We start from the raw sequence: 24,067 nt of genomic DNA, 5'->3' as shown, positions 1-24,067 counted from the left end.
GCCTCAGGCCTTCCCAGTCGTCGAGCTCGCCGACCACCCGCGCACGCTTGTCGCGGATCGTGTGCGTCGCGTGCGCAAGGTTGTGCCGCAGCTGTGTATCGCCGAGCGCCTCGCGCGCGGCTGTCGGGAAGGCGGGCATACCGACGAACGTCGAGGTCATATACGCACCGCCGGCTCGTCCTCGGTCTGCGCAAGGATCTCGGCGAGATGCATGACCCGTACGCCGCTGCGTTCGCGCGACAGCAGGCCGCCGATGTGCATCAGGCATGAGTTGTCGCCGGCGACGAGAACCTCCGCACTCGTGTCGCGTACGTGTCGCGCCTTGTCGGCGCCCATGGCGACCGAGGTGTCGGCGTTCTTCATCGCGAACGTACCGCCGAAGCCGCAACACTCGCTGGCCGCCGGCAGATCCACCAGGGTGAGTCCGCGTACGGCCCGCAGCAGCTGGTACGGCCGGTCGCCGACGCCGAGCATTCGCAGCGAGTGGCAGGTCGGGTGGTACGTCACCCGGTGCGGGAAGTACGCACCCACGTCGGCAACACCCACCACATCGACGAGGAACTCGCTCAGCTCGTACGTACGCGGCGACGTCTGCTCGACAGCGCGCTCGAGTGCGGGGTCGCCCGAGCGTCTGGCAACGAGCGTGTGCTGATGCCGCGCAGATCCCGCGCACGACCCCGACGGCGTCACGATCGCGTCGTAGCCGGCAAATGCGTCGACGTACGTGCGCACGGCCGGCACTGCCTCGTCGAGGTAGCCGGTGTTGACCATCGGCTGCCCGCAACAGGTCTGGGCCTCGGGAAAGTCGACGTCGATACCGAGCCTTCGCAGCAGGCGCAGCACTGCCTTCGGCGTCTCGGGAAACATCGCGTCGTTGACGCATGTCGCCATCAGCGCAACCCGCATGTCACCCACCACCCCCGGTCACGCGTACCTGCGCGGAGTCCCAGTCGAGTCCGGAACGCGGGTCGTGTCTGCGTACGGCGTGGGTGCGACGCACGAGTGCTCGCATCGCCGCAAGGTCGGGAAGATCGACACCGAGCGTGCGCGCCTGCACCAACACGTTGCCGATCGCCGCGGCCTCCGTCGGACCGGCGAGGACCGGTACGCCCAGTGCATCCGCGGTGAGCTGGCACAGCAGTGCGTTCTGGGAGCCACCGCCGACGACGTGCACGACGTCGAATCCACGGCCGGAGAGCTCGGCCGCTGTGCGCAGATGACGTACGTACGCCAGGGCAAGGCTGTCGAGTACGCAGCGAGCGACCTGTGCCGGCGACTCGGGCGACGGCTCACCGGTCGATCGCGCGAGCGCCAGGATTCTGTCCGGCATGGGATCTGTCGAGGTGCTCGGGGCCAGCAGCGAAGCGTCGTTGATATCGACGACCGTACGCAGCCCGTCGACTCGGCTCGCAGCGTCGAGCAGGGACGCCAGATCGGTGCCGGGTACTGCGCGCTCATCCCACGATCGTACGCACTCCGCGAGGACCCACAGCCCCATCACGTTCTTCAGAAAGCGAATGGTGCCGTCGACGCCACCCTCGTTGGTGAAGTCGGCGACCCGCGCGGCTCCGGTCAGCACGGGCCGATCGAGCTCCAAACCCACGAGCGACCAGGTCCCCGACGAGATGTACGCGAACGACTCGGTCGCCGTCGGCACCGCGACGACCGCCGATGCCGTGTCGTGCGAGCCGACCGCGATGACCGGCACGGCGTCGGAAACACCCAGGTCTGTAGCGACGGTAGGGCGAAGCGCGCCGATCTCGGACCCAGCGTCGCGCAAGGGCGGCAACAAATCGGCCGGCAGGCCGATCCGGATCGCGACGTCCTTCGCCCACTCCCGCGCCCGCGCATCGTACAGTCCGGTCGTCGACGCGTTCGTACGCTCCGCGCCGACCTCGCCGGTCAGCCAGTACGCCAACAGATCGGGCAACAGCAGCAGCGTCTTCGCCAGTTCGCGCCTCGCCGACCCGGCCTCGGCGACCAGCTGATAGATGGTGTTGAAAGGCAGCCGTTGCAGCCCGGTGACCGCGTAGAGCTCCCCGGAATCGAGGGACTCCGCCACTCGCTCGGCAACTCCGGCCGTGCGGGGATCACGATACGTATAAGGGTTGCCGAGAAGGGTGCCCGCACGATCGAGCAGTCCGTAGTCGATGGCCCACGAGTCGATGCCGATGCCGTGCAACGGTCCAACGCCTGCGATCGTACGCAGTCCCGCGAGCGACTCGCGGTAGATGCCCAGCACGTCCCAGTGCAACGAGTCGCCGATCCGCACGCCGCCGTTGGCGAAGCGGTGCGCCTCGTCCAGCTCCAGCCGATCCGGTCCGACGACACCCGCCATGACCCGGCCACTCGTGGCGCCCAGGTCGATGGCGGCGACTCGTCTGTCGGTGGACCTCATCGCAGGAAGGCCGCCGCCACTCCCGCGTCAACCGGCACGTGCAAACCGGTTGTGTGGGTCAGCTCGGGCCCGCAGAGGACGAATACCGCGTTGGCGATGTGCTCGGGCAACACCTCACGCTTGAGGATGGTGCGCTGTGCGTAGAACTTGCCGAGGTCCTTCTCATCGACCCCGTACACGGCGGCGCGTTGGGCACCCCACCCACCGGCGAAGATGCCAGACCCTTGCACGACACCGTCGGGGTTGACCCCGTTCACCTTCACACCGTGGCCGCCGAGCTCGGCCGCCAGCAGGCGTACCTGATGGGCCTGGTCGGCCTTCGTCGCCGCGTACGCGATGTTGTTGGGCCCGGCGAAGATCGAGTTCTTGCTCGAGATGTAGACGACGTCGCCGCCCAGCTGCTGCTCGATCAACACCCGTGCCGCGGCCTTCGATACCAGGAAGGAGCCCTTGGCCATCACGGCGTGCTGGAGGTCCCAGTCGGCCTCGGTCGTATCGAGCAGCGACTTGGACAGCGACAGACCCGCGTTGTTGACGACGAGATCGACGCCACCGAACGCAAGTACAGCAGCATCGACCATGGCCTGCACCGCGGCCTCGTTGCTCACATCGACGGCTTGGCCGACCGCCGCGTCCGGGCCGCCGATCTCGTCGGCCGCGTCCTCCGCCTTCTGCAGGTCGAGGTCACCGATGACAACGCAGGCGCCCTCGGCGGCGAGCTTCGCAGCGGTCGCCTTGCCGATGCCACTGGCCGCTCCGGTGACGAGTGCGATGCGCCCGGCCAGCGGCTTCGGGTTCGGCATACGTTGCAGCTTCGCCTCCTCAAGCGCCCAGTACTCGATCCGGAACTTCTCGCTCTCGTCGATCGGCTGGTACGTCGACAGGCCCTCCGCTCCGCGCATCACGTTGATCGCGTTGACGTAGAACTCACCTGCGACGCGTGCAGTCTGCTTGTCCTTGCCGTAGCTGAACATGCCGACGCCGGGCACGAGCACGATCAGCGGATCGGCGCCCCGGATCGCGGGCGAGTCCGGCGTGGCGTGCCGGTCGTAGTAGCCCTGGTAGTCCTCGCGGTACGACGCGGCGAGCTCCTTGAGCCGATCGATCGACTCCTCCACCGTCGAGGTCGGCGGTAGGTCGAGCACGAGCGGGCGCACCTTCGTACGCAGGAAGTGATCGGGGCACGACGTACCGAGCGCCGCGAGGCGTGGGTGCTCCGACGATGCCAGGAAGTCAAGCACCACGGAGGAGTCGTCGAAATGGCCGACCATGCCGCGGCCGGTGTCGGCGAACGAGTCGGTCGATGCCAGACCGCGGACCGTCGGCGCGAGAGCCGCTGCTCGTGCACGACGTTCGGCCTCCGGCAACGGCGCGTACCCCTCGAGCGCCGACCCGAACGGTTCGGCCTTGGAGTTCTCGGAGATGTACGCCGCCGCGGTGTCGATGATCCAGAGCGAGTTGCGCTCCGCCTCCTCGCTGGTGCCACCCCATGCCGTGATGCCGTGTCCGCCGAGGATGCAGCCGATCGCGTCGGGGCTCTTCGCCTTGATCTCCGCGATGTCGAGCCCGAGCTGGAACCCCGGTCGCCGCCACGGAACCCAGACGACCCGGTCGCCGAAGATCTTCGTGGTGAGCTCTTCGCCGTCTGCGGACGTCGCGACCGCGATGCCCGAGTCGGGGTGGAGGTGGTCGACGTGCGGGGCGTCGACGAGGCCGTGCATGGCCGTGTCGATCGACGGTGCCGCGCCACCCTTGCCGTGCAGGCAGTAGTCGAACGCCGCGACCATCTCGTCCTCGCGCTCGACACCGGGGTAGACGTCGACCAGGGAGCGCATGCGGTCCAGCCGCAGCACCGCGAGCCCGGCCTCCTTCAGCGTGCCGAGGTCACCTCCAGATCCCTTGACCCACAGCAGCTCCACGGGCTCGCCGGTGACCGGGTCGGTCTCAGTGCCCTTGGCCGACGTGTTGCCACCGGCGTAGTTGGTGTTCTTCGGATCCGCGCCGAGCCGATTCGAGCGGGCGATCAGCTCCGCCGCAATGCTCATCAGTTCCACCCTGCCTGCGTACCGCCGACGCGGTCCGCCTCGATCTGTTGCTGGTAGCCGCTCTCGGCGTACGCCCGCATCGGGTCCGCGGGCAGCCCGCGCGTCTCCCGCCAGGCGGCGAGGTCCGGGCGTACGTCGGTGTAGAAGGCGTCCATGAAGATCCCGTTGGCGCCGAGCACGTCACCGGACTCCTGTGCCGCGGTGAGCGCATCGCGGTCGACGAGCAGCGCACGCGCCGTCATCTCCTGGACATTGAGCACCGACCGGATCTGGCCGGGGATCTTGTCCTCGATGTTGTGGCACTGGTCGAGCATGAACGCGACCTCGCTGTCCGGGTTCGACGGCGCGTACCCGCCACCGCGAATCACCTCGAAGATGATCCGGAACAGCTGGAAGGGGTCGGCAGCGCCGACGATCAGGTCGTCGTCCGCGTAGAACCTGCTGTTGAAGTCGAACGAACCGAGCTTCCCCAGCCGCAGTAGCTGCGCGACGATGAACTCGACGTTGGTGCCCGGCGCGTGATGCCCGGTGTCCAAGCACACCATCGCGCGGTCGCCGAGGGCGGCCACCTGCGTGTACGACGTGCCCCAGTCCGGCACATCGGTGTGGTAGAAGGCGGGCTCGAAGAACTTGTACTCCAGCACCAGCCGCTGGTCATCGGACAGCCGCGCGTAGATCGTCTGCAGACTCTGCGCGAGGCGGTCCTGCCGACCGCGAATATCGCCCTGGCCCGGATAGTTGCTGCCCTCGGCCAGCCAGATCTTCAGATCACGCGAGCCGGTCGCATTCATCACGTCGATGCACTCGAAGTGGTGGTCGATCGCCTTCTGCCGCACCTTACGGTCGACATGGGTGAGCGCACCGAGCTTGTAGTCGTCGTCCTGGAACGTGTTCGAGTTGATCGTGCCGATCGAGACACCGAGCTCTCCGGCGTACGCACGCAGCGCGGTGTAGTCGTCGACAAGATCCCACGGGATGTGCAACGAGACAGCAGGAGCAAGGCCGGTGAAACGGTGCACGGTGGCCGCATCCGCGACCTTCTCCTCGACGGTACGTGGGGTGCCCGGTGAGCCGAACACCTTGAAGCGGGTGCCCGAGTTGCCGTACGCCCACGACGGAACCTCGATCGCCTGGCCCTCGAGGAGTGGGGCGATCTGCGTAAAACTCGTCATGGTCATTTCTCTTCGGATCGATGGTGTTCGGGGACGCGGCCCAACCTGCCGTCGTCGCGCAGGAAGGGGGAGTAGCGCATCTCGCTCCCCGTTCCCGCGTACGACGCAGACATTGCCTAGAAGTCGAAGTCGTCGATGTTCTTCTTGCTGAACACGAACGGCTCACCGAGTACGACGACGTTGTCGGCCCCGACCTTGTACGAACCCAGGTCGCCCGCCTCGAACGAGTCGCCCTCTTCGCCGCTGATGTCACCCTCGATCAGGGCGTTCGCGGTGTAGGCGGCCAGGTAGCCGAGGTCCTCGGGGTTCCACAGTGCGAACTCGGTGACCGTGCCGTCCTTGACGAACTCGCGCATCTGGTTGGGCGTTCCGAGCCCGGTCAGTGCGACCTTGCCCTTGTACTCCGACGTCGACAGATACCGGGCCGCGGCCGCGATGCCGACCGTGGTGGGCGAGACGATGCCCTTGAGGTTCGGGTGCTTCGAAAGCAGGGCCGCGGTCTGGTCGAACGACTTCTGGTCGTCGTCGTCGCCGTAGACGGTGTCGACCAGCTCGATGTCCGGGTAGTTCGCCGCGAGGTCCTCCTCCATCAGCTTGATCCACTCGTTCTGGTTCGTCGCGTTCGCGGCGGCCGACAGGATCGCGATCTCACCCGACTCGCCGATCTGCTCGGCGATCAGCTCGACCTGCTTCTTGGCAATTCCCTCGGCGTCGGCCTGGCTCACGAAGACGTCGCGGCACTCGGGATCGGTGTCGGAGTCGAAGGTGACCACCTTCACCCCGGCGTCGCGTGCCTCGTTCAGTGCGTCGCAGATCGCGGTCGGGTCGTTGGCGGAAACGACCAGTGCACCGACGCCCTGCTGGGCAGCGGTGTTGATGAACGACACCTGGGAGTCCGGGGTCGCCTGGTCCGGCCCGACCTCTTCGATCGACCCGCCGAACTCGTCGGCCGCCTTCTCGCCTCCCGTGGTGCTGGCGTCGAAGTACGGGTTGCCGAGGTTCTTCGGCAGGAAGGTGATGTCGCCACCTCCGTCACCGCCGCTGCCGCCCGAGCCTCCGTCGTCGTCGCCACCGCACGCGGTGAGCCCGATGCTCGCTGCCAACGCCAGTCCGGCGAACGCGGCGAGGGGCCGATTCGAGATCTTCATGGTTTGTTGCCTTTCCTTTGATGGACTCCGCGTTATTGGGATCCGCGTTGGTTACTCGCTGGCAGCCTTCTCACCGTCGTCGGGCTGGCCCGATCGATGTGAGGCCTTGACTGGCGCCCTCGCCCGCGCCGCGCGACGCTGTCGCAGGTTCGATACCGACGACAGGACGCTCCCGGAGATGACGGACAGCACGAGCAGCCCGCCGATCACGATGTTGGTGATGTTGGTCGACACGTTCTCCAGCCGAAGGGCGCTCGACACGACGCCGATCAGCAGAACGCCCGCGATCACGCCGTGCAAGGCGCCCCTGCCGCCGAAGATGGACACCCCACCCAGCAGCACGGCCGCGATCACCTGCAGTTCATAGAACTCCGCGTTGTCGCCGCGCGCGCTGCCGTACCGCAGGGTGTAGAAGATGCCGGCGAACCCGGAGACAACACCGGCGAGGAGGAAGAGACAGAACTTCGTCCGCTCGACCTTGACGCCGGTGAACCTCGCGGTCTGGTCGTTCAGGCCGATCTCGTAGACCCCGCGCCCGAACGTCGAGAAGTGCAGCAGGATCGCGAACGCGATCGCAAGAACGACGAACGCGATGAGGATCACCGGATAGCTGCTGTCTCCGCCGATTCGCTGGGTCGCGAGATCGGTCCACTTCTCGTCGAAGTCGGTGATCGCCTCCGTACCGAGGAGTCCGACGGCGATGCCGCGGAACAGCGCCATGCTGCCGATCGTCACCGCGAGCGAGGGGAGACCGACGTACGCGACCAGGAAGCCGTTGATCGCACCACAGACCGTGCCGACGACGAGCGCGAGGACGATCGCAAGCGGCATCGACAGCCCGAAGTCGTGGTACCCGATGCCGAGCATCACGCTGGTGAGACCCATGATGCTGGCCACCGACAGGTCGATCTCGCCGGTGATGATGACGAGTGTCATCGGCAGCGCGATCAGCATGATCGGCGCCATGTCGAGGAACAGGTAGTACAGCGTCAGCGGGCCGTCGAAGTTCGCAACGTTGCCGTACGCGTAGAAGTACACCAGGACGAGCAGCGCGATGATCGCGAACTCGCGGGTCATGAAGACGCGCCACAGCAAGGGTCGCGAGTAGTCGGCGTACGTACGCTCGTTTACCGCTTCGTCGATCGTGGTCATGCTCATCGGTCCCTCGCCTCGATCAACGCTCGTTCCTGTCTTGCCGAGAGCACCCGGTCGAGCACGATGGCGCCGATGATCAGCGCTCCGACGACCGCGCGTTGCCAGAAGTCGGGGATGCCGAGGATCGGGAGCACCCGGTCGATCGTGACGAGCAGGAACGCGCCGATCGCCGCGCCCCAAACCGTGCCGCTGCCACCGAAGATGGCGACACCCCCGATCACCGCCGCGGCGACCGCCTCGAGCTCGAGGTTGCGGCCGGCGCCCGAGCTGATCGTGCCGTAGCGCGCGGCGTAGAACACCCCGGCAAGCCCGGCGAGGGCGCCGCAGATGACGAACGCCCAGACCACCCGCTTGGTCACTGCGAGGCCGTACAGGGTCGCGGCGTCCGGGTCGGAACCGATCGCGTACATCTCGCGTCCGCCGCGCGCGGTGTGGAGGTAGTAGCCGACGGCCGCAATCACGAGCAACGCGATGATCGTCAGAACGGGGATGGTGAGAATCTGCTTCGTACCGAGGCTCAGGAACCCACTGGGCATGTCGGACGGGTTGATCCGGTCGCTGCCGGCCCACTCCAGGAACACGCCGCGGTAGATGTAGAGGGTGCCGAGTGTGATGACCAGCGCCGGCACGCGGAACCCGGCGACCAGAATGCCGTTCACGAGTCCGAGCAGGCCGCCGAAGGCGATGCCGATCAGGAACACCACGACGATCGGCAGACTCGGCTGGTCGACGAACAGCCGACCGGTGAGGTACGCGGTGAGGCCCAGCGTCGAGCCGACCGACAGGTCGACGTTGCGGGTGACGATCACCATCGTCTGTCCCGCGGCCAGCACCAGCAGGATCGCCGGCGTGACGAGGAGGTCCCGCCAGCCGTCTCCGCCGAACAGGAAGCTGTTGCTCTTGACCGTTGCGACCACGATCAGCACCACGAGCACGGCGAACACCGCGATCTCGCGCGAGCGCAATGCGCCGCCGACCGCGCGCTGCAACGGTGATGCCTCCGACGGCTTGACGAGGGTCTCGCTCATGCGCGGGCGCCTTCCTGCAACGAGTCCGTCGTGCTGGCACCGGCCTCGTGGCCGTGCACATGGGTGGCGGCGTGCATGACATTCTCCGGAGTCGCGTCCGACCGGTCGATCTCGGCCGTGATCTCGCCCTCGCACACCACGACGACCCGGTCGGCCATCCCGAGCACCTCCGGCAGCTCCGACGAGATCATCAGGATCGCCATGCCCTGACCGGCGAGCTCCGACAGCAGCCGGTGCACCTCGGCCTTCGTACCCACGTCGATGCCGCGGGTCGGTTCGTCGATGATCAGCAGGGTCGGCTCGGTCGCCAGCCACTTGGCGATGACGACCTTCTGCTGGTTGCCGCCGCTCATCGTGGTCGCCGCCATGTCGAGCGCGCCGGTCTTCACCTCGAGCTTCGAAGCCCACGGGCGAGCCGCAGTGTTCTCCATACCGGTCGTCAGCACACCGGCCCGCGCGAACTGGCGCCGGATCACCCCGGCGATGTTGCGGGTCACCGAGCTCTCGGTCACAAGGCCCTGTTGGCGACGATCCTCGGGCACGAGTGCCATGCCGGCCGCGATGGCCGACCGGGGATTCGACCGCGGCACATCCTTGCCGGCCAGGCGCACCCGCCCGCTGTCGTACGAGTCGATGCCGAAAACCGCACGCGCGATCTCGCTGCGTCCCGCGCCGACAAGACCCGCGAGCCCGACGATCTCTCCGGCGCGTACCTGGAAGCTGACGTCTCGGAACACGCCTCGGGAGCTCAGCTCCGAAACGTCGAGTACGACGTCGCCGAACTCCGCAGGAGTCTTGGGGTAGAGGTCGCCCACCTCACGACCGACCATCAGCGCGACCATTTCGTCCGCGCTGGTCTCGTCGACGGCGAGGGTGTCGATGTACGCGCCGTCGCGCAGCACCGTGACCGTGTCGCACAGCTCGAAGACCTCGTCGAACCGGTGACTGATGAAGACGAGCGCCCGCCCTTCGTCGCGCAGGCTTCTCGCAACCGCGAAGAGACGATCGACCTCGACGCCGGACAGGGCCGCCGTCGGCTCGTCCATGATCAGCAGCGACGCGTCGAGCGAGATGGCCTTGGCGATCTCGATGATCTGCTGGTCGGCGATCGACAGGCCCTGGGCGGGACGCCGCGGATCGATGTCGACGCCGAGCCGCGCGAAGATCGCCTCTGCCTCCGCGACCATCGCGTGCCGGTCGATGCGACGCCAGCGTCCGTGCGGCATCCGGCCCATGAAGATGTTCTCGGTCACCGACAGATCGGGGAACAGCGTCGGCTCCTGGTAGATGACCGCGATTCCGGCGGCCTTCGACTCCGCGGTCGAGTCGAAGTCGACATCGTCGCCCTGGAACCTGAACTCGCCACCGTCACGCCGGTGGACACCCGCCACGATCTTGACCAGGGTGGACTTGCCCGCGCCGTTCTCGCCGACGAGCGCGTGGATCGTGCCCGGGTGCACCACCAACGTCGCCGAGCGGAGTGCGGCGACCGCCCCGAACGACTTCGCGACGTCGCGCAGGACCAGCGTGGCTCTCGCCTCGTTCGTCATCGCCGACTCCCAGCTCGTACCTCACGCGCATCGCATCGGCGTTGCGCGCTCATGGCCATCGTGTGAAAGGTTTCAATCGACCCTAGGTGACGGCGCTCACAGCGTCAACCCTTCGATCGAACGTTACGAGTCTGTGACTCGTAGTGCCTGATTCCAGGCGCGATCACCCAGGCGCCGGCCGGCAGGTCGCCGCGCGGCGGCCCGCGTACGAAGATCGCCAAAGATCGCCGTGTGACGTACGGTTTGGCTACGTTTCAGTCATACTTCGCAGCGGGAGGGACTTCGCGATGGCCATGCAACCGATTCAACGCAAGGCGTCCATCAAGGACGTCGCGGCCGCCGCGGGCGTCTCACTCGGCACCGTCTCCAACGTGCTCAACCGACCGGATCGGGTGAGCGAGACGACGCGTGCCCGGGTCGAGGACGCGATGGCTCAGCTCGGGTTCATCCGCAACGAGTCGGCCCGCCAGCTGCGCGCCGGCCACAGCCGCACCGTCGCGTACGTGATGCTCGACGTCGCCAACCCGTTCTTCACCGACGTCGCGCAAGGCATCGAGGACGTCGCGCACGAGCGCGACCTGTCCGTCATCCTGTGCGCGAGTCGCAACGATGCCGAGCGCGAGCAGCGGCATCTGCGGCACCTCCAGCAGCAGCAGGTACACGGCATCCTGATCACGCCGGTCGAGCCGACCTCGCCGCTGCTCGACGAGATCGCCCGTACGACGCCGCTCGTCATCGTCGACCGCACCCGCGGCGACGACGCGTTCTCGACCGCCGCCGCCGACGACGTCGACGGCGGACGGCTCGCCGTCGAGCATCTGCTCGACCTCGGACATTCCTCGATCGCGTACATCGGCGGGCCCAAGACGCTGGGGCAGGTCCGCGACCGGCACGACGGCGCCCGGATGGCATGCGAGGAGGCGGGTGCGGGCGAGGACGCCCTCGTGGAGATCACCACCTCCGCGCTCGGCTTCGCCGACGGGCGGGCGGCCGGCGAGCGGCTCGCCGGGATGCCGCGGAGGCGCCGCCCCACTGCGGCATTCTGCGCCAACGACCTGGTCGCACTCGGCCTGCTACAGCACGCCATCTTGACGGGTTGGCGCGTACCGGAGGATCTCGCGATCGTCGGGTTCGACGACATCGACTTCGCCGCGGCCGCCGCCGTACCGCTGACGTCGGTACGACAGCCACGCGCCGCACTCGGACGCGCCGCCGCAGAGCTGCTGCTCGACGAGGCGAACGACGCCGACCAGCCCCATCGGCAGCTGAACTTCACCCCGGAGCTCGTCGCCCGCGCCTCGACCGGATTCTGAGCCGCGGTTCTCGCCGAGGTACGGATTCCCGCCAATAGGCGATCGCCTATTGGCGGGAATCCGTACCTCGGCGCCTAGTTGTGGGCGGGTGGAACGCGCCACGCCGGGTCGCGGCCGGTGAGCGCGAGCAGGCGATCGATCGGGTCGGCGGAGTCGATCGGTACGGGCCGCGCGAACATGCTGTCCATGCCACCGTGCCTGGCGCGGGGTTCGGTGTACGCGAGGGAGGCAGCGACCGCATCGGGGTCGAGCTCGACAGCTTGACCCGCACCTCGGGCGAGGTCCCAGCAGTGCACGGTCAGGTCGACGAGCATCTGCGCGGCGTACTCGCGTACGGAGATCTGCCCGACCGAGACGTGCACGAACATGTCGTCCGATGCGGGCACCAGCCATGCCTCGAGCGCCCCCGCAATCGCCGCATCCCACACACCGATCGGATCGTCACCGAGTACGTCGCCGTCGTAGCGATCACCCACCTGTTCGAGCATCTCGCCCCGAAGCAGGTGCGGCGCCCAGAGCTGCTCGGACGTCACATGCCGCACCAGTGCGCGTACGTCCCAGTCGCTGCACGGAGTCGGCGCATCCCAGCGGTCCGCACCAACGGCGTGCAGCGTCGCCGTGAACCGCTCGGCCGCTGCCGGCATCCGATCTCGAGGCGAGGTGGGCGTGCTCATGGGCCCACTTTAGTGTCCTGCGTTCGAAGTGGCTTTACGGAAGGCGTCGTCCAGGTGGATGCATCCGCAAGGCCGAGGAGGAATGTCATAGCTTGTGGGGGCACCTCCCGGCGCTCTAGCGCCGGGGGACTATTTCCGACGACGAGAACGCCGCGGGGCGCCGCCTGGGCGGCGAAAGACGTCGAGGTACTTCGAACGCAGGGCACTAGGTTCGGTACGCGCACGGGGCACGCCCAATCCGGGCGACGGTAGGCTCATGGGGTGCGATTCCTGAACGATCTGCAACCGCGGCACGACCTCACGTACAACGACGTGTTCATGGTGCCGAGCCGCTCCGCCGTCACGTCCCGCTTCGACGTCGACCTGGCGACTCCGGACGGCATCGGCACCACGATCCCGCTCGTGGTCTCCAATATGACCGCGGTCTCCGGCCGCCGGATGGCCGAGACGGTCGCGCGTCGCGGTGGCATCGCGATCCTGCCGCAAGACATCCCGCTCGACGTGGTCGGAAACGCCGTGCGACGTGTCAAGGCCGCCCACTCGGTTTACGAGACGCCGGTGACGGTCGACCCGCACACCACCGTGGGTGAGGCGTTGTCGCTGATGCCGAAGCGCTCGCACGGAGCGGCGGTCGTGGTGCAGGACGGCAAGGCGGTCGGCGTGATGGCCGAACGCGACGGCGAGGGTGTCGACCGTTTCGCCCAGGTGCACGAGGTGATGACCACCGAGATGCTGACACTGCCCGCGGAGCACGATGTCCAGACTATGTTCGCCATGCTGTCCGAGCATCACGTGACGCTCGCACCCGTGCTCGACGGCGACGACCTGCTCGGCGTGATGACGAAGGCCGGCGCGCTTCGCGCGACGATCTACCAGCCGGCATTGAGCGCAGCGGGTGAACTCGTCGTCGGAGCCGCCATCGGCATCAACGGCGATGTACGCCAGAAGGCGATCGAGCTCGTCGAGATCGGGGTCGACGTACTCGTCGTTGACACCGCACACGGCCATCAGGACAAGATGGTCGAGGCGCTCGCACTCGTACGCGAAGTACGCGACGAGTACGCAGACCAGCATGGCCGCCGCATCCCGATCGCCGCCGGCAACGTCGTCTCCGCAGCTGGCGTGAGCGACCTCGCGTCGGTCGGAGCCGACATCGTCAAGGTGGGCGTCGGGCCCGGCGCGATGTGCACGACCCGGATGATGACCGGCGTCGGCCGGCCGCAGTTCTCGGCCGTCCTCGAGTGTGCCGATGCCGCCCGTCAGGCGGGCGCGACGGTCTGGGCCGACGGCGGCGTTCGCTACCCGCGCGATGTCGCCCTGGCGCTCGCCGCGGGCGCGGCGAACGTGATGATCGGGTCGTGGTTCGCGGGCACGCACGAGAGCCCGGGCGACCTCAAGTTCGGATCCGACGGTCGCGCGTACAAGGAGTCATTCGGGATGGCCTCGGCGCGTGCGGTATCGAACCGTACGCGCGACGCCGCCGGTTTCGCGCGCGCCAGGATGGCGTTGTTCGAGGAGGGCATCAGCTCGTCGCGGATGTACCTCGACCCACAGCGTCCCGGCGTCGAAGACCTGGTCGACACGATCACGGCCGGAGTACGTTCGGCGTTCACCTACGCCGGTGCGGCGACGATCGGTGAGTTCCATGACCGTGCCGTGATCGGGCTGCAGAGCTCGGCCGGTTACGAGGAGGGTCGCCCGCTGCACGCGAGCTGGTGACGCCGCGGCGCTACCGACTCGACTGGCACGCGCGGACGTTGACGACGTTCGCCCGGTTGCCACACAGCTCCGGCATGCAATAGCGGCGGCGTCCGGCCCGGCTCGTGTCGACGAACATCCCGTCGCAGGTGGGCGACTGGCAGCCGCCTGAGCCGGACGTCTCAGCGAGGGGGTACTGAGACGTCCGGCTCACCGTTGGGCGGACGAAGCGAACTAGCGGCGCTTCACCACCCGGATCTTGATCCGGTCGGATCCGGTCTTGACGACCTTCGTACCCGCATAGCGGATCTTGACCTTCTTCACCCCTGCCTTGGCGAACGGCTTCAGCTTCAGCACGGCCCTGCCCTTGCGGACCATGGCCTTGCCGACGACCTTCTTGCCGACGAGTGCTCGCACCTTGCCGCCCGGCTTGAGGGCCGGCGACTTCACTGTCACGCGCACGCGGGCGTGGGTCTTCTTCGCGACCACCTTCTTGGTCGTGAGGTTGGCGTTCACCTTGGCCTTCGCCTTGGTCACGCGCAGCTTCGTCGTCTGCTTCGACGGCTTGAACTTCGCGTTCCCGAGGTAGCGAACCTGCAGCTTGTGCTGCCCCGGCATCAGCTTCTTCTTGCCGAGCGCGACGGTCGCGCGACTCGACTTGTTCAGCTTCGCCGTACCCAGAGCGCGCTTGCCCTTGAACACGCGAACCTTGCCTGCGGCCTTCGGTGAGACCTTGACCTTCACCTTGGCCAGCTGCCCATACGCAACCTTGGGCGCCGAAGCAGACGTACGTGTCTTCGCCGGCGGTGTCGGCGCCTTGATGATCCGCACGCTGGTGAGCGACGCATCGGCACCGTCGGGCAGTACGCAGTCCATCGAAACGGGAATGGACTGGTCTTCCGCTGTCATCACCGTCGCCTGCACCGAGAACCCGTCGGGCATGGTGATGGCCGCCTTGCCCGTCGCACTCTTCGGCACGCCGATCGCCGGCACCTGACCCGTCGTGGGTACGAGCCACGGCTCATCGACGGTGGCCGGGATCGCCGTCTGCGGCGCGGACAGACCTTCGATCGGGACCTGCTTCGTCTCGTCGCCGATCGTGACACCGATCGCCGCATCGTCGGACGTGCCGCCGGCAGTGACGCCCTTCAGCAGATCCGTCGTGGCTGCACGGAGGTCCTCCGGAAGGGTCAGCGTGAGCTGGGCTTCGCGTTCCCCGATCGGCGTCCCTGCGTTGACCGCCGAGGGAACCATGAACTGCGAGCGTACGCCGACCGTCTTGTCGCCGAGGTCGAGCGGGTTGTCCGGATCGCCCGCGATGACATGACAGGTGTACTGGTACGACTCGTCGACCGTCTTCTCCACGGCGATCGAGCCGAGCTTGCGATTCTTCGGACCGATGCAGTCCATCGTGGCCGGAAGATCGCCGAGATCGGGTGAGCGATACACGGTTGCCGTGACGTCGAACGCCTTGGGCATCGCCATGTCGATGACGCCCGTCGCGTTGTCCGGCACGTCGATCGCGGGCACGTCACCCTCGGTCGGAATGATCCACGGCTCGCCTGCTTGCTGAGGTACGTCCAGCTTCGGCGAGGCCAGGTTCGCGATCGGCAGCCTCTGAACCTTCCCGTTGATCGTCAGATCGACGGTCGCGTTCTTGGAGAAGCCGGAAGCCGCGTCGCCCTTCAGCATCTTGACCGTCGCATCGCGCAATTGCTCCGGCATCGAGAGCGTGATCTGAGTCTTGCGAGGCGGCACCGTGTCACCCGGCGCAACGCTCGCCGGCACGGACACCTTGGCGTTGATGCTGATTCCGTACGTCCCGATGTTCAGACCACCGGCGACGACCTCGCATCTGTACATGAAGTCTTTGTCCAACGGTACGTCCGCGGCCGACGCCGACGGCGCCGACGTGACGGCCACCAGGCCCACCGCCCCCGCGACCATCGTCGCGGCGAGCGACGTCGTACACGCGCGTCGCACGCGCGTGCGGAGTTCTGTTCGCTGCATGGTTCTCCCCTGTGTGTAAGCGCTCGAATGAATGGAGCAGGTGGGTGCGGACCGTCCGGCCGCACCCACCGGCACGTGTCAGCGTCGCTTGACGACGCGGATTGTCAGCCGGCCTGCATCCCCCTTCACGGTCGCGTTGCCCGCGTACTTGACGACCAGCGTCTTCTTGCCGGGCCTGGCGAACTTCTGCACCCGCAGGGTCAGTGCGCCCTTGCGCACCTGGCCCTTGCCGATGACCTTTCCGCCGGAGCGGATCGTCACCTTGCCACCAGGCTTCAGACCCGCTGCGCGTACGTTGACCCGCACCTTCGCACGAGTCTTCTTCGCCACGACCTTCTTCGGCCCGACCTTCGCCGCACGCACGGTCGACCTGGCCTTGGCCACCCGCAGCGTCGTCGTCGCCTTCGACGCCTTGAACCTCGTGCTGCCGGCGAACTTCACCTGCAGCTTGTGCTTGCCCGGCTTCAGAGCGGTACGACCGAGCTTCACAGTCGCCTTGCCCTTTGCCAGCTTCGCGGAGCCAAGGCGCTTCTTGCCCTTGAACACCGACACCTTGCCGGCCGCCTTGTCCGACACCTTCACATTGACCTTCGCCGGCCGCCCGTACGCGACCTTCGGCGAGGTGGCGGTCGTGGTCGTCGCCGCCTGCACGACCACCCTGGAGCTGATGATCTTCAGGTCCTGGCCGGGGAAGGCGTAGCAGCGTAGTCCTACGTACTTGATCACGCCCCCGAGCACGCCGGGCTCGAGGATGGAGTCGATGAAGAACTCCTCCGGCATCGACACGACGACCTTGCCCGACTGCGGAGCGGTCAACTCCGGTAGAGCGCCCTCGACAGGGATCGTGACCCCGTCGGACGGCACCGGGAGCGATATGGGCCTCATCGGCGATTTGAGGCCCGACATGGCTACGTCGTACTCCTCGCCCGTCGCAGTCTCGGTGAAGTGCGCAGACGCGGTCGACTGGCCGCCGACGGCGGTCTGCCCGAATCCGACCCGCTCGAGCGATGCTCCCGGCACGGTGAGGTCGTCGCCCGCGAGCAGTTCGACCATGCCCTGCGGCATCTTCAGGTCGATCTGCTGATCGGGCACGGTGTATTTCTCACCCGGGGCCAGCGTCTTCGGCGCCTTTGCCCGGACATCGATCCGGAACGCCACGTCCCCGCCCATGACACGGGAGATGAGCTTCGTCGCCGCCTCGTCGTACTCGCCGTCCGGATCGGCCTGCCCCTGCTCATTCGTCTTGACATTGAACGCACAGCGGAATCGCAGGTCATTGATCACGCCGCGCTGCGGCTCAGCCGGCTCGGCGACGTCAACGGTGATTGTGTGGGTGCTCTTCACCCCGTCCTCGTCGCTCATCGTGTAGCTGAAGGAGTCCTCACCGGTGTACCCGTCATCGGGCACGTAGATCGCCTTGTGCCCTACCCCGGCGAACTCCGGCAGGTCGTCATCCTCGGTGAAGAACGGCTCGATCGTGCCGTGCGTCGGTTCGCCGTAGGTGACTCGTGAATCGGCGTAGTTCCAGATGAAGGGGCCGGTTTCGGCATCGCGGGCGAACGGCCAGAGGTCGAGCGGGGTGTCCTGCTCGGTCTGGAAGTCCAGATCGCGGGTGATGGGATCGACGTTGATCACGTCGAAGCCAACGGTCGCGACATTGCTCTCGTCGCCGTCTGCGTCAACTGCCTTGTACGTGAAGGTGAGCGGTCCCGGCGGCGCAGCGTTGTAGGGAGTGATCGTCGCGACACCTCCGTCGATCTTGACCGTGCCCACGGCCTGTCCGTCGACCATCGGCGGATCGACAATCTGATAGGAGATCTCGCCGTCTCCTCCGGTCGACTGCAGGTCTACCGTTTGGTCGCCGTCGGTCACGTACGCAGTTGTCCGGTACACCGGACCCGGATGATCGATGTCCTGGGCGACAGGGACATCCGGCGCCGCGCTCGCGGCCGGGGCGGTAAGTGTCGTCGAGCCGACGACCAGCGCCGCGGCAGTGCCGCAGGCCGTCAGGCCGTGCCGTAAACGTTGTGATGCACCCATAGGTAGGTGAACGCTCCCTTCAAGACGCGGGAATGAGCCGGGTGCCATCCCCTCGAACCTCGAACTGCGCGCCGACTGTCCGAGCCGCCGACGGGGCCGGTGGGTGCGGACCGTCCGGCCGCACCCACCGGCACTTGTCAGCGCCGCTTGACGACGCGGATTCTCAGGCGGTCGGAGCCCGCCTTGATGGTGGAACTGCCGGCGTACTTGACGACCAGCTTCTTCTTGCCGGGCGTGGCGAACTTCTGCACCCGCAAGGTCAATGTGCCCTTGCGCACCTGGCCCTTGCCGATGACCTTCCCGCCCGAGCGGACCGTCACCTTGCCACCAGGCTTCAGACCGGCCGCCTTAACGTTGATGCGCACCTTCGCACGAGTCTTCTTCGCCACGACCTTCTTCGGCCCGACGTTCGTCGCGCGAACGGTCGCCTTGGCCTTGGTCACCCGCAGCGTCGTCTTCGCCTTCGACGCCTTGAACCTCGTGCTGCCGGCGAACTTCACCTGCAGCCTGTGCTTGCCCGGCTTCAGCGCGGTGCGGTCGAGCTTGATGGTCGCCTTTCCGCTCTTCAGCTTCGCGCCGCCGAGGCGCTTCTTGCCCTTGAAGACCGCAACCTTGCCGGCCGCCTTGTCCGACACGTTCACGTTGACCTTCGCCGGCTGCCCGTACGCGACCTTCGGTGCCGTGGCCGTCGTGGTCGTCGCCGCCTGCTCGACCACCTTGGAACTGACGAGCTTGAGGTCCTCACCCTCGAACGCGTTACAACGCAGTCCGACAAACTTGATCACGCCCCCGAGCACGCCGGGTTCGAGGATGGAGTCGATGTCGAACTGCTGCGGCATCGACACCACGAGCTTGCCCGACTGCGGAGCCGTCAGCTCCGGCAGCCCGCCCTTGACAGGGATCGTGACCCCAGCAGACGGCACCGGAAGCGACATCGGCATCATCTTCGACTTCAGCCCCGTCAACGGAACGTCGTACTCGTTGCCCGTCGCGGTCTCGGTGAAGTGCACATCCGACGTCGCCTGGCCACCGACGGCCGTCTGACCGAACCCTGCATTCTCCAGCGGTGGGTTGTCCACAATGTCGTCGCCCGCGAGGAGTTCCGCCATGCCCTGCGGCATCTTCAGGTCGATCTCCTGCTTCGGCACCGTGAACTTCTCACCCGGGGCCAGCGTCTTCGGCGCCTTCGCCCGGACATCGATCCGGAACGCCACGGCACCACCCATCACCCGCGTGATCAGGTTCGTGACGTTCTCGTCGTACTCACCGTCCGGGTCGACCTGGCCGTCCTCATTCGTCTTGACGTGGAACACACACCGGTAGCGAATGTCGTTGACCTCACCGCGCGCGGTCGGCGCCGGCTCGGTGACGTTCACCGTGATCGTCGTGGTGCTCGAGTCGCCGTCCTTGTCCGTGAGCGTGTAGGTGAACGAGTCCTCACCGGTGTACCCGGAATCGGGCACGTAGATCGCCTTGTGCCCGACCGCGACGAACTCGGGGAAGTCGCCCTGTTCCTCGGAGAAGAACGGCGTCACCTCGCCGTGCGCGGGATCGCCGTATGTGATCTCGGTTCCGCCGCGCGAGTTCCAGATGAACGGGCCCTGGTCCTCGGCGTCACGCGCGTACGGCCAGATGTCCAACGGCGTGTCCTGCTCGGTCGAGAACTTCAGGTCGCGCGTCAACGGTTGGATGTTGGCGATGTCGAACGACACCGTCGCCACGTTGCTCTCGGCGCTGTCGGCGTCGACCGCTTTGTACGTGAACGATGCGGCTCCGAGCTGTGCTGTGCCGGAGACCTTCACCGTCGCCACGTTTCCCTCGATGGTCGCCGTACCTGCCGACGCACCGCCGCTCGTCGGCTGGTCCACGACCTGATACGTGAGTGCGCCGTTGCCCCCAGTAGCGTCTAGCTCGACATCGAACGTGCCCTCGCTGTAGGGAGCTTGTCGGTAGACCGGTCCCTCGTAAGTGACATCCGAGGCGACCGGCGGCTCTGGTGCCGCGTTCGCCGCCGAGGTGGTGATCGCCGTGGAGCCGACGACGAGTGCCGCGGCCATTGCGCAAGCCAACAGGCCGCGTCTTATCCGATGTGATGTACGCATTCGAATGCGCACGCTCCCTCCAAGAAGGGGATGGCTCGGTTTGCCATCCCGTCGAACCCCGAGACAAACGCGGCCACCGAGATGCCGTCGGCCGCACGGTGGGTGCGCCCAGCCCGGGCCGGGCGCACCCAATCTGCGGATCAGCGCCGCCTCACCACCCGGATGCTCAGCCGATCGGAGCCCGCCTTGACGGTGGAACTACCGGCGTACCTGACGACCAGCTTCTTCTTGCCGGGCTTGGCGAACTTCTGCACCCGCAGGGTCAGTGCGCCCTTGCGCACCGAGCCCTTGCCGATGACCTTGCCGCCGGAGCGGATCGTCACCTTGCCACCAGGCCTGAGATCCGCCGCGCGTACGTTGACGCGCACCTTCGCGCGGGTCTTCTTCGCCACGACCTTCTTCGGCCCGACCTTCGTCGCGCGCACGGTCGACCTGGCCTTCGTCACCCGCAGCGTCGCCTTCGCCTTCGACGCCTTGAACCTCGTGCTGCCGGCGAACTTCACCTGCAGCTTGTGCTTGCCCGGCTTCAGCGCGGTGCGGCCGAGCTTGATGGTCGCCTTGCCCTTGGCCAGCTTCGCGGTGCCAAGGCGCTTCTTGCCCTTGAACACCGACACCTTGCCCTTGGCCTGCCCCGACACCCGCACGTTGACCTTCGCCGGCTGCCCGTACGCGACCTTCGGTGCCGTGGCCGTCGTGGTCGTCGCCGCCTGCTGGACCACCTTGGAACTGACGACCTTGAGGTCCTCACCGGGGAACGCGTAGCAGCGCAGGCCGACGTACTTGATGGCGCCGCCGAGCACGCCGGGGTCGAGGATCGAGTCGATGAAGAACTCCTCCGGCATCGACACGACGACCTTGCCCGACTGCGGAGCGGTCAGCTCCGGCAGCGCGCCCTTGACCGGGATCGTGACACCAGCAGACGGCACCGGAAGCGACATCGGCATCATCTTCGACTTCAGCCCGGTCAACGGAACGTCGTACTCGTTGCCGGTCGCGGTCTCGGTGAAGTGCACATCCGAGGTCGCCTGACCGCCGACGGCCGTCTGACCGAAGCCCGCGGTCTCCAGCGGAACGTTGCCACTCGCGATGTCGTCACCCGCGAGCAGCTCGGCCATGCCCTGCGGCATCTTCAGGTCGATCTCCTGATCGGGCACGGTGTACTTCTCGCCCGGCGCCAGCGTCTTCGGCGCCTTCGCCCGGACATCGATCCGGAACGCCACGTCGCCGCCCATGACTCGGTCGATCAGCTTCGTCGTCGACTCGTTGTACTCGCCGTCCGGGTCGACTTGACCGCTCTCGTTCGTTTTGACGTGGTAGGCGCACCGGTAGCGGATATCGCTGACCTCACCGCGCGCACGTTGCGCCGGCTCAGTGACGTCGACAGTGACGGTCTTCGTCGTCGATTCGCCGTCCCTGTCGGCTGCGGTGTAGGTGAACGAGTCCTCACCGGTGTACCCGGCATCGGGCACATAGGTCGCCTTGTGCGCCACCGTCGCGAACTGCGGCAGGTCGTCGCCCTCGTTGAAGAACGGTTGAACTGTCCCGTGCGCGGGGTCGCCGTAGGTGACCCTGTGCTCCGGCACGCCCCAGAAGAACGGCCCGCCGTTCTCCGCATCCCGGGCGAACGGCCAGATATCGAGCGGCGTGTCCTGCTCGGTGCTGAAGTGCAAGTTGCGAGTCAGCGGCAGGATGTCCGAGACCTCGAATGACACGGTCGCCACATTGCTCTCGGCACCGTCAGCGTCAACCGCCTTGTACGTGAAGGTGGCCGGTGTCTCGATCGGTGCGCTGGCCTTCATCTCGATGGTCGCGACGTTGCCGTCGATCGTCGCAGTGCCATGCACCGCGCCATCGACACTGGGCTGATCGACGATGTGGTAGGTCAGTGCCCCGTTGCCGCCGCTGGCTTGCAGCTCGACGCTGGTCGGATTGGGGTATCCACTCGCGGGTCGATGGACCGGATCGGAGACGCTCACGTCGTCGGCGATCGGTGCAGCCGGCGCGCCATCCGCGGTGGTCGTGGTGAGTGCGGTCGAGCCGGCGACGAGCGCCGCGCTCATTGCGCAGGCCAGCAGGCCGCGCCGTAATCGATGATATGCACGCATGGCTACGTCGATGCTCCCTCTGTGCGCAGGGAGGACTCCGATAGTCCAACCCTTGTAGCCCGAGATGCGTGACGGCCATCACTTCGGGTGACACTACGACTTCGCCTACGTTCGCGTAACAACTAGTTACTCTTCAGTTGGCATTCGTTATCAATTCGTAACCCACGACGAAGTTTAGGAATCCGCTCTACGCGGTACAGGCTCAGTCGGCCAGAAAGCCCGCGCCGCCCGATACGGGGATACGCGCGACCTGGAGGTCCGCACCCTGCGCGGCGTAGCAGCGCAGCCCGATGGAGCCGTCGCGGCCGAGCAGCCCCGGATGCAGCGCGAGATCGACCAGGAACACCTGCGGAAGCGAGACCACGACCGCGCCCGAGGGCGGCGCCGTCAGCCGGGGCATGGATCCCGCGAAGCCCAGCTCGATGCCGTCGCTCCTCGCCGAAACCGGCTTCGCCGTGAGTCCGTCCACCGGAATCTCGCGGGACCGCCCGGATGCAGTACGCGCGACTCCCGCAGACATCGAAAGTTCGGCTCCGACCGATGACTGGCCGAAGCCGACGTCCTCGAGATCCCGGTCGGCATCGCCGGCCGGAGCGCCTGCGAGCAGCTCCGCAAGACCGGGCTGCGGCCTCAGTCGGACCCGCGGGTCCGCGGGTGTGTAGGTCTCACCGGGTTCGAGCCGTGCGGGCACGTCGACTCGGGCGGCGACCTCGAGAACGAGATCGCCACCGAGGTACCTCGACACCCGACTCGTCTCGCGGGCGTCGTACTTGCCGTCGGGGTCTGTACGCCCGCGCTCGTCGGTCTTGACGTGGAGCGCACACCGATACCGAACGCCGGCAACCGAACCCCGCTTCGGCTCCCCGGCGTCGACGACGTCGACCGACACCGTGCTCGACGAGGCGCCACCGTCCGCATCGGTGAAGGTGTACGTGAACCGATCCGCACCGATATAGCCGGGGTCGGGCACGTACACGACCTTGTGGTCGATCTCGGCGAACTCGGGATCACTGCCCCCCGCACCGAAGAACGGCTCGATGGTGCCGTGGACCGGATCGGAGTACGTGATCCGGTTGCCGGGGCTGCGCCATGCGAACGGCCCGCCGTCCTCGGCGTCGCGAGCGTACGGCCAGATGTCGAGCGGAGCGTCGCGGGTCGTGGTGAGGGTCAGGTCTCGCGTCAGGGGCGTCCGGTTCGCGACATCGAACGACACCGTTGCGTCGTCGCTGCGCGTACCGTCCTGGTCGACGACCGCGTACGTGAAGCGGGCCGGGCCGCTCGGTGCGTCACGGTCGATCGAAAGCTGCACGTGGTCACCGTCGACGCTCGCATCCCCGATCGGCTCGCCGTCCGCGTTCGGCGCGTCGACGATCTCGTACGTCAGCTCACCATCGCCACCGTCGGCGGACAGCTCGATGGCGGCGCTACCTCCGCGGTACGGCGTACTGCGATGAATGCCATCGGCGAAGGAGAGGTCTTCGGCGACCGGAGCGTCGATCGCGGCACTCGTGATCAGCGATACCGCGGCGAACAGTGTCACCCCGGCCGAGAGCGCGACAATGCCGCGGCGCACCAGGAGCCTCCGGTACGCGCGGCTCATCATGCTCCCCAGTAGTGACCAGCTGTACT

17 protein-coding genes are annotated in these 24,067 nt (G+C 67.0%); 2 read left to right on the top strand and 15 right to left on the bottom strand.

Annotated elements, in window-relative coordinates:
- Nucleotides 1-156: 156 nt before the first annotated feature.
- The 8 genes from L0C25_RS12395 to L0C25_RS12360 form a co-directional block, all read right to left on the bottom strand.
- Entirely contained in the window at nt 157-906 is a 750-nt protein-coding gene (locus L0C25_RS12395) for a (Fe-S)-binding protein (protein ID WP_271631956.1), read from the bottom strand.
- Between the two features lies 1 nt (nt 907).
- Complete coding sequence (locus L0C25_RS12390) at nt 908-2,398, bottom strand: rhamnulokinase (RefSeq protein ID WP_271631955.1); 1,491 nt, start codon at nt 2,396-2,398, stop codon at nt 908-910.
- A complete protein-coding gene (locus tag L0C25_RS12385) occupies nt 2,395-4,443 on the bottom strand; it encodes a bifunctional aldolase/short-chain dehydrogenase (RefSeq protein ID WP_271631954.1) in 2,049 nt (682 codons plus the stop codon). The genes L0C25_RS12390 and L0C25_RS12385 overlap by 4 nt, the downstream gene beginning before the upstream one ends.
- Complete coding sequence (gene rhaI, locus L0C25_RS12380; RefSeq protein ID WP_271631953.1) at nt 4,443-5,615, bottom strand: L-rhamnose isomerase; 1,173 nt, start codon at nt 5,613-5,615, stop codon at nt 4,443-4,445. Before rhaI ends, L0C25_RS12385 begins: the two co-directional genes overlap by 1 nt.
- A 116-nt stretch (nt 5,616-5,731) precedes the next feature.
- Nucleotides 5,732-6,763, bottom strand: coding sequence for a rhamnose ABC transporter substrate-binding protein (rhaS, locus tag L0C25_RS12375; RefSeq protein WP_271631952.1), 1,032 nt, complete (start codon nt 6,761-6,763; stop codon nt 5,732-5,734).
- Between the two features lie 51 nt (nt 6,764-6,814).
- Nucleotides 6,815-7,921: an ABC transporter permease gene (locus L0C25_RS12370; RefSeq protein ID WP_271631951.1), complete on the bottom strand. Its 1,107-nt coding sequence runs from the start codon at nt 7,919-7,921 to the stop codon at nt 6,815-6,817.
- Nucleotides 7,918-8,946, bottom strand: coding sequence for an ABC transporter permease (locus L0C25_RS12365; RefSeq protein WP_271631950.1), 1,029 nt, complete (start codon nt 8,944-8,946; stop codon nt 7,918-7,920). The genes L0C25_RS12370 and L0C25_RS12365 overlap by 4 nt, the downstream gene beginning before the upstream one ends.
- The gene (locus tag L0C25_RS12360) at nt 8,943-10,496 is read right to left on the bottom strand and encodes a sugar ABC transporter ATP-binding protein (RefSeq protein WP_271631949.1); all 1,554 of its coding nucleotides are present in this window, start codon (nt 10,494-10,496) and stop codon (nt 8,943-8,945) included. The genes L0C25_RS12365 and L0C25_RS12360 overlap by 4 nt, the downstream gene beginning before the upstream one ends.
- A gap of 287 nt (nt 10,497-10,783) precedes the next feature.
- On the opposite strand from L0C25_RS12360, the gene L0C25_RS12355 reads away from it, so the two are divergent.
- Nucleotides 10,784-11,809, top strand: coding sequence for a LacI family DNA-binding transcriptional regulator (locus L0C25_RS12355; RefSeq protein WP_271631948.1), 1,026 nt, complete (start codon nt 10,784-10,786; stop codon nt 11,807-11,809).
- 74 nt (nt 11,810-11,883) lie between these two features.
- Here L0C25_RS12355 and L0C25_RS12350 read toward each other — a convergent pair whose 3' ends face one another.
- On the bottom strand, nt 11,884-12,483 hold the full coding sequence (locus L0C25_RS12350; RefSeq protein WP_271631947.1) for a TIGR03086 family metal-binding protein: 600 nt from the start codon (nt 12,481-12,483) through the stop codon (nt 11,884-11,886).
- A gap of 261 nt (nt 12,484-12,744) precedes the next feature.
- Here L0C25_RS12350 and L0C25_RS12345 point away from each other — a divergent pair, with 261 nt between their 5' ends.
- Nucleotides 12,745-14,202: a GuaB1 family IMP dehydrogenase-related protein gene (locus L0C25_RS12345; RefSeq protein WP_271631946.1), complete on the top strand. Its 1,458-nt coding sequence runs from the start codon at nt 12,745-12,747 to the stop codon at nt 14,200-14,202.
- Nucleotides 14,203-14,212: 10 nt separating this feature from the next.
- On the opposite strand, the gene L0C25_RS23985 is transcribed toward L0C25_RS12345, so the two are convergent.
- The 6 genes from L0C25_RS23985 to L0C25_RS12320 form a co-directional block, all read right to left on the bottom strand.
- Nucleotides 14,213-14,395 carry a CGNR zinc finger domain-containing protein gene (locus L0C25_RS23985; protein WP_333908532.1) on the bottom strand — a complete coding sequence of 61 codons (183 nt, stop codon included), beginning with the start codon at nt 14,393-14,395 and terminating at the stop codon, nt 14,213-14,215.
- 20 nt (nt 14,396-14,415) lie between these two features.
- Entirely contained in the window at nt 14,416-16,191 is a 1,776-nt protein-coding gene (locus tag L0C25_RS12340; RefSeq protein WP_271631945.1) for a DUF6801 domain-containing protein, read from the bottom strand.
- Nucleotides 16,192-16,269: 78 nt separating this feature from the next.
- Nucleotides 16,270-18,231, bottom strand: a complete 1,962-nt coding sequence (locus L0C25_RS12335) for an Ig-like domain repeat protein (protein WP_271631944.1) — start codon at nt 18,229-18,231, stop codon at nt 16,270-16,272.
- A 137-nt stretch (nt 18,232-18,368) separates the two neighbouring features.
- A complete protein-coding gene (locus L0C25_RS12330) occupies nt 18,369-20,288 on the bottom strand; it encodes an Ig-like domain repeat protein (protein WP_271631943.1) in 1,920 nt (639 codons plus the stop codon).
- A 185-nt stretch (nt 20,289-20,473) separates the two neighbouring features.
- On the bottom strand, nt 20,474-22,438 hold the full coding sequence (locus L0C25_RS12325; protein ID WP_271631942.1) for an Ig-like domain repeat protein: 1,965 nt from the start codon (nt 22,436-22,438) through the stop codon (nt 20,474-20,476).
- A gap of 202 nt (nt 22,439-22,640) precedes the next feature.
- Nucleotides 22,641-24,041, bottom strand: coding sequence for an Ig-like domain-containing protein (locus L0C25_RS12320; RefSeq protein ID WP_271631941.1), 1,401 nt, complete (start codon nt 24,039-24,041; stop codon nt 22,641-22,643).
- Nucleotides 24,042-24,067 lie beyond the last annotated feature (26 nt).

The sequence above is a fragment of the Solicola gregarius genome (assembly GCF_025790165.1).
In the GTDB taxonomy this organism is placed as follows: domain Bacteria; phylum Actinomycetota; class Actinomycetes; order Propionibacteriales; family Nocardioidaceae; genus Solicola; species Solicola gregarius.
Note: the sequence above shows the minus strand (reverse complement) of the source record. Positions and strands in the feature narration are given on the sequence as shown.

Excerpts from the sequence above, each read along its gene's own strand:
- L0C25_RS12355 (WP_271631948.1), top strand. The coding sequence starts at position 10,784 with ATGGCCATGCAACCGATTCAACGCAAGGCGTCCATCAAGGACGTCGCG.
- L0C25_RS12360 (WP_271631949.1), bottom strand. The coding sequence starts at position 10,496 with ATGACGAACGAGGCGAGAGCCACGCTGGTCCTGCGCGACGTCGCGAAG.
- L0C25_RS12385 (WP_271631954.1), bottom strand. The coding sequence starts at position 4,443 with ATGAGCATTGCGGCGGAGCTGATCGCCCGCTCGAATCGGCTCGGCGCG.
- L0C25_RS12330 (WP_271631943.1), bottom strand. The coding sequence starts at position 20,288 with ATGGCCGCGGCACTCGTCGTCGGCTCCACGGCGATCACCACCTCGGCG.
- L0C25_RS12320 (WP_271631941.1), bottom strand. The coding sequence starts at position 24,041 with ATGATGAGCCGCGCGTACCGGAGGCTCCTGGTGCGCCGCGGCATTGTC.
- L0C25_RS12370 (WP_271631951.1), bottom strand. The coding sequence starts at position 7,921 with ATGAGCATGACCACGATCGACGAAGCGGTAAACGAGCGTACGTACGCC.
- L0C25_RS12395 (WP_271631956.1), bottom strand. The coding sequence starts at position 906 with ATGCGGGTTGCGCTGATGGCGACATGCGTCAACGACGCGATGTTTCCC.
- L0C25_RS12390 (WP_271631955.1), bottom strand. The coding sequence starts at position 2,398 with ATGAGGTCCACCGACAGACGAGTCGCCGCCATCGACCTGGGCGCCACG.
- rhaI (WP_271631953.1), bottom strand. The coding sequence starts at position 5,615 with ATGACGAGTTTTACGCAGATCGCCCCACTCCTCGAGGGCCAGGCGATC.
- L0C25_RS12350 (WP_271631947.1), bottom strand. The coding sequence starts at position 12,483 with ATGAGCACGCCCACCTCGCCTCGAGATCGGATGCCGGCAGCGGCCGAG.
- rhaS (WP_271631952.1), bottom strand. The coding sequence starts at position 6,763 with ATGAAGATCTCGAATCGGCCCCTCGCCGCGTTCGCCGGACTGGCGTTG.
- L0C25_RS12335 (WP_271631944.1), bottom strand. The coding sequence starts at position 18,231 with ATGGGTGCATCACAACGTTTACGGCACGGCCTGACGGCCTGCGGCACT.
- L0C25_RS12340 (WP_271631945.1), bottom strand. The coding sequence starts at position 16,191 with ATGCAGCGAACAGAACTCCGCACGCGCGTGCGACGCGCGTGTACGACG.
- L0C25_RS12365 (WP_271631950.1), bottom strand. The coding sequence starts at position 8,946 with ATGAGCGAGACCCTCGTCAAGCCGTCGGAGGCATCACCGTTGCAGCGC.
- L0C25_RS12325 (WP_271631942.1), bottom strand. The coding sequence starts at position 22,438 with ATGCGTGCATATCATCGATTACGGCGCGGCCTGCTGGCCTGCGCAATG.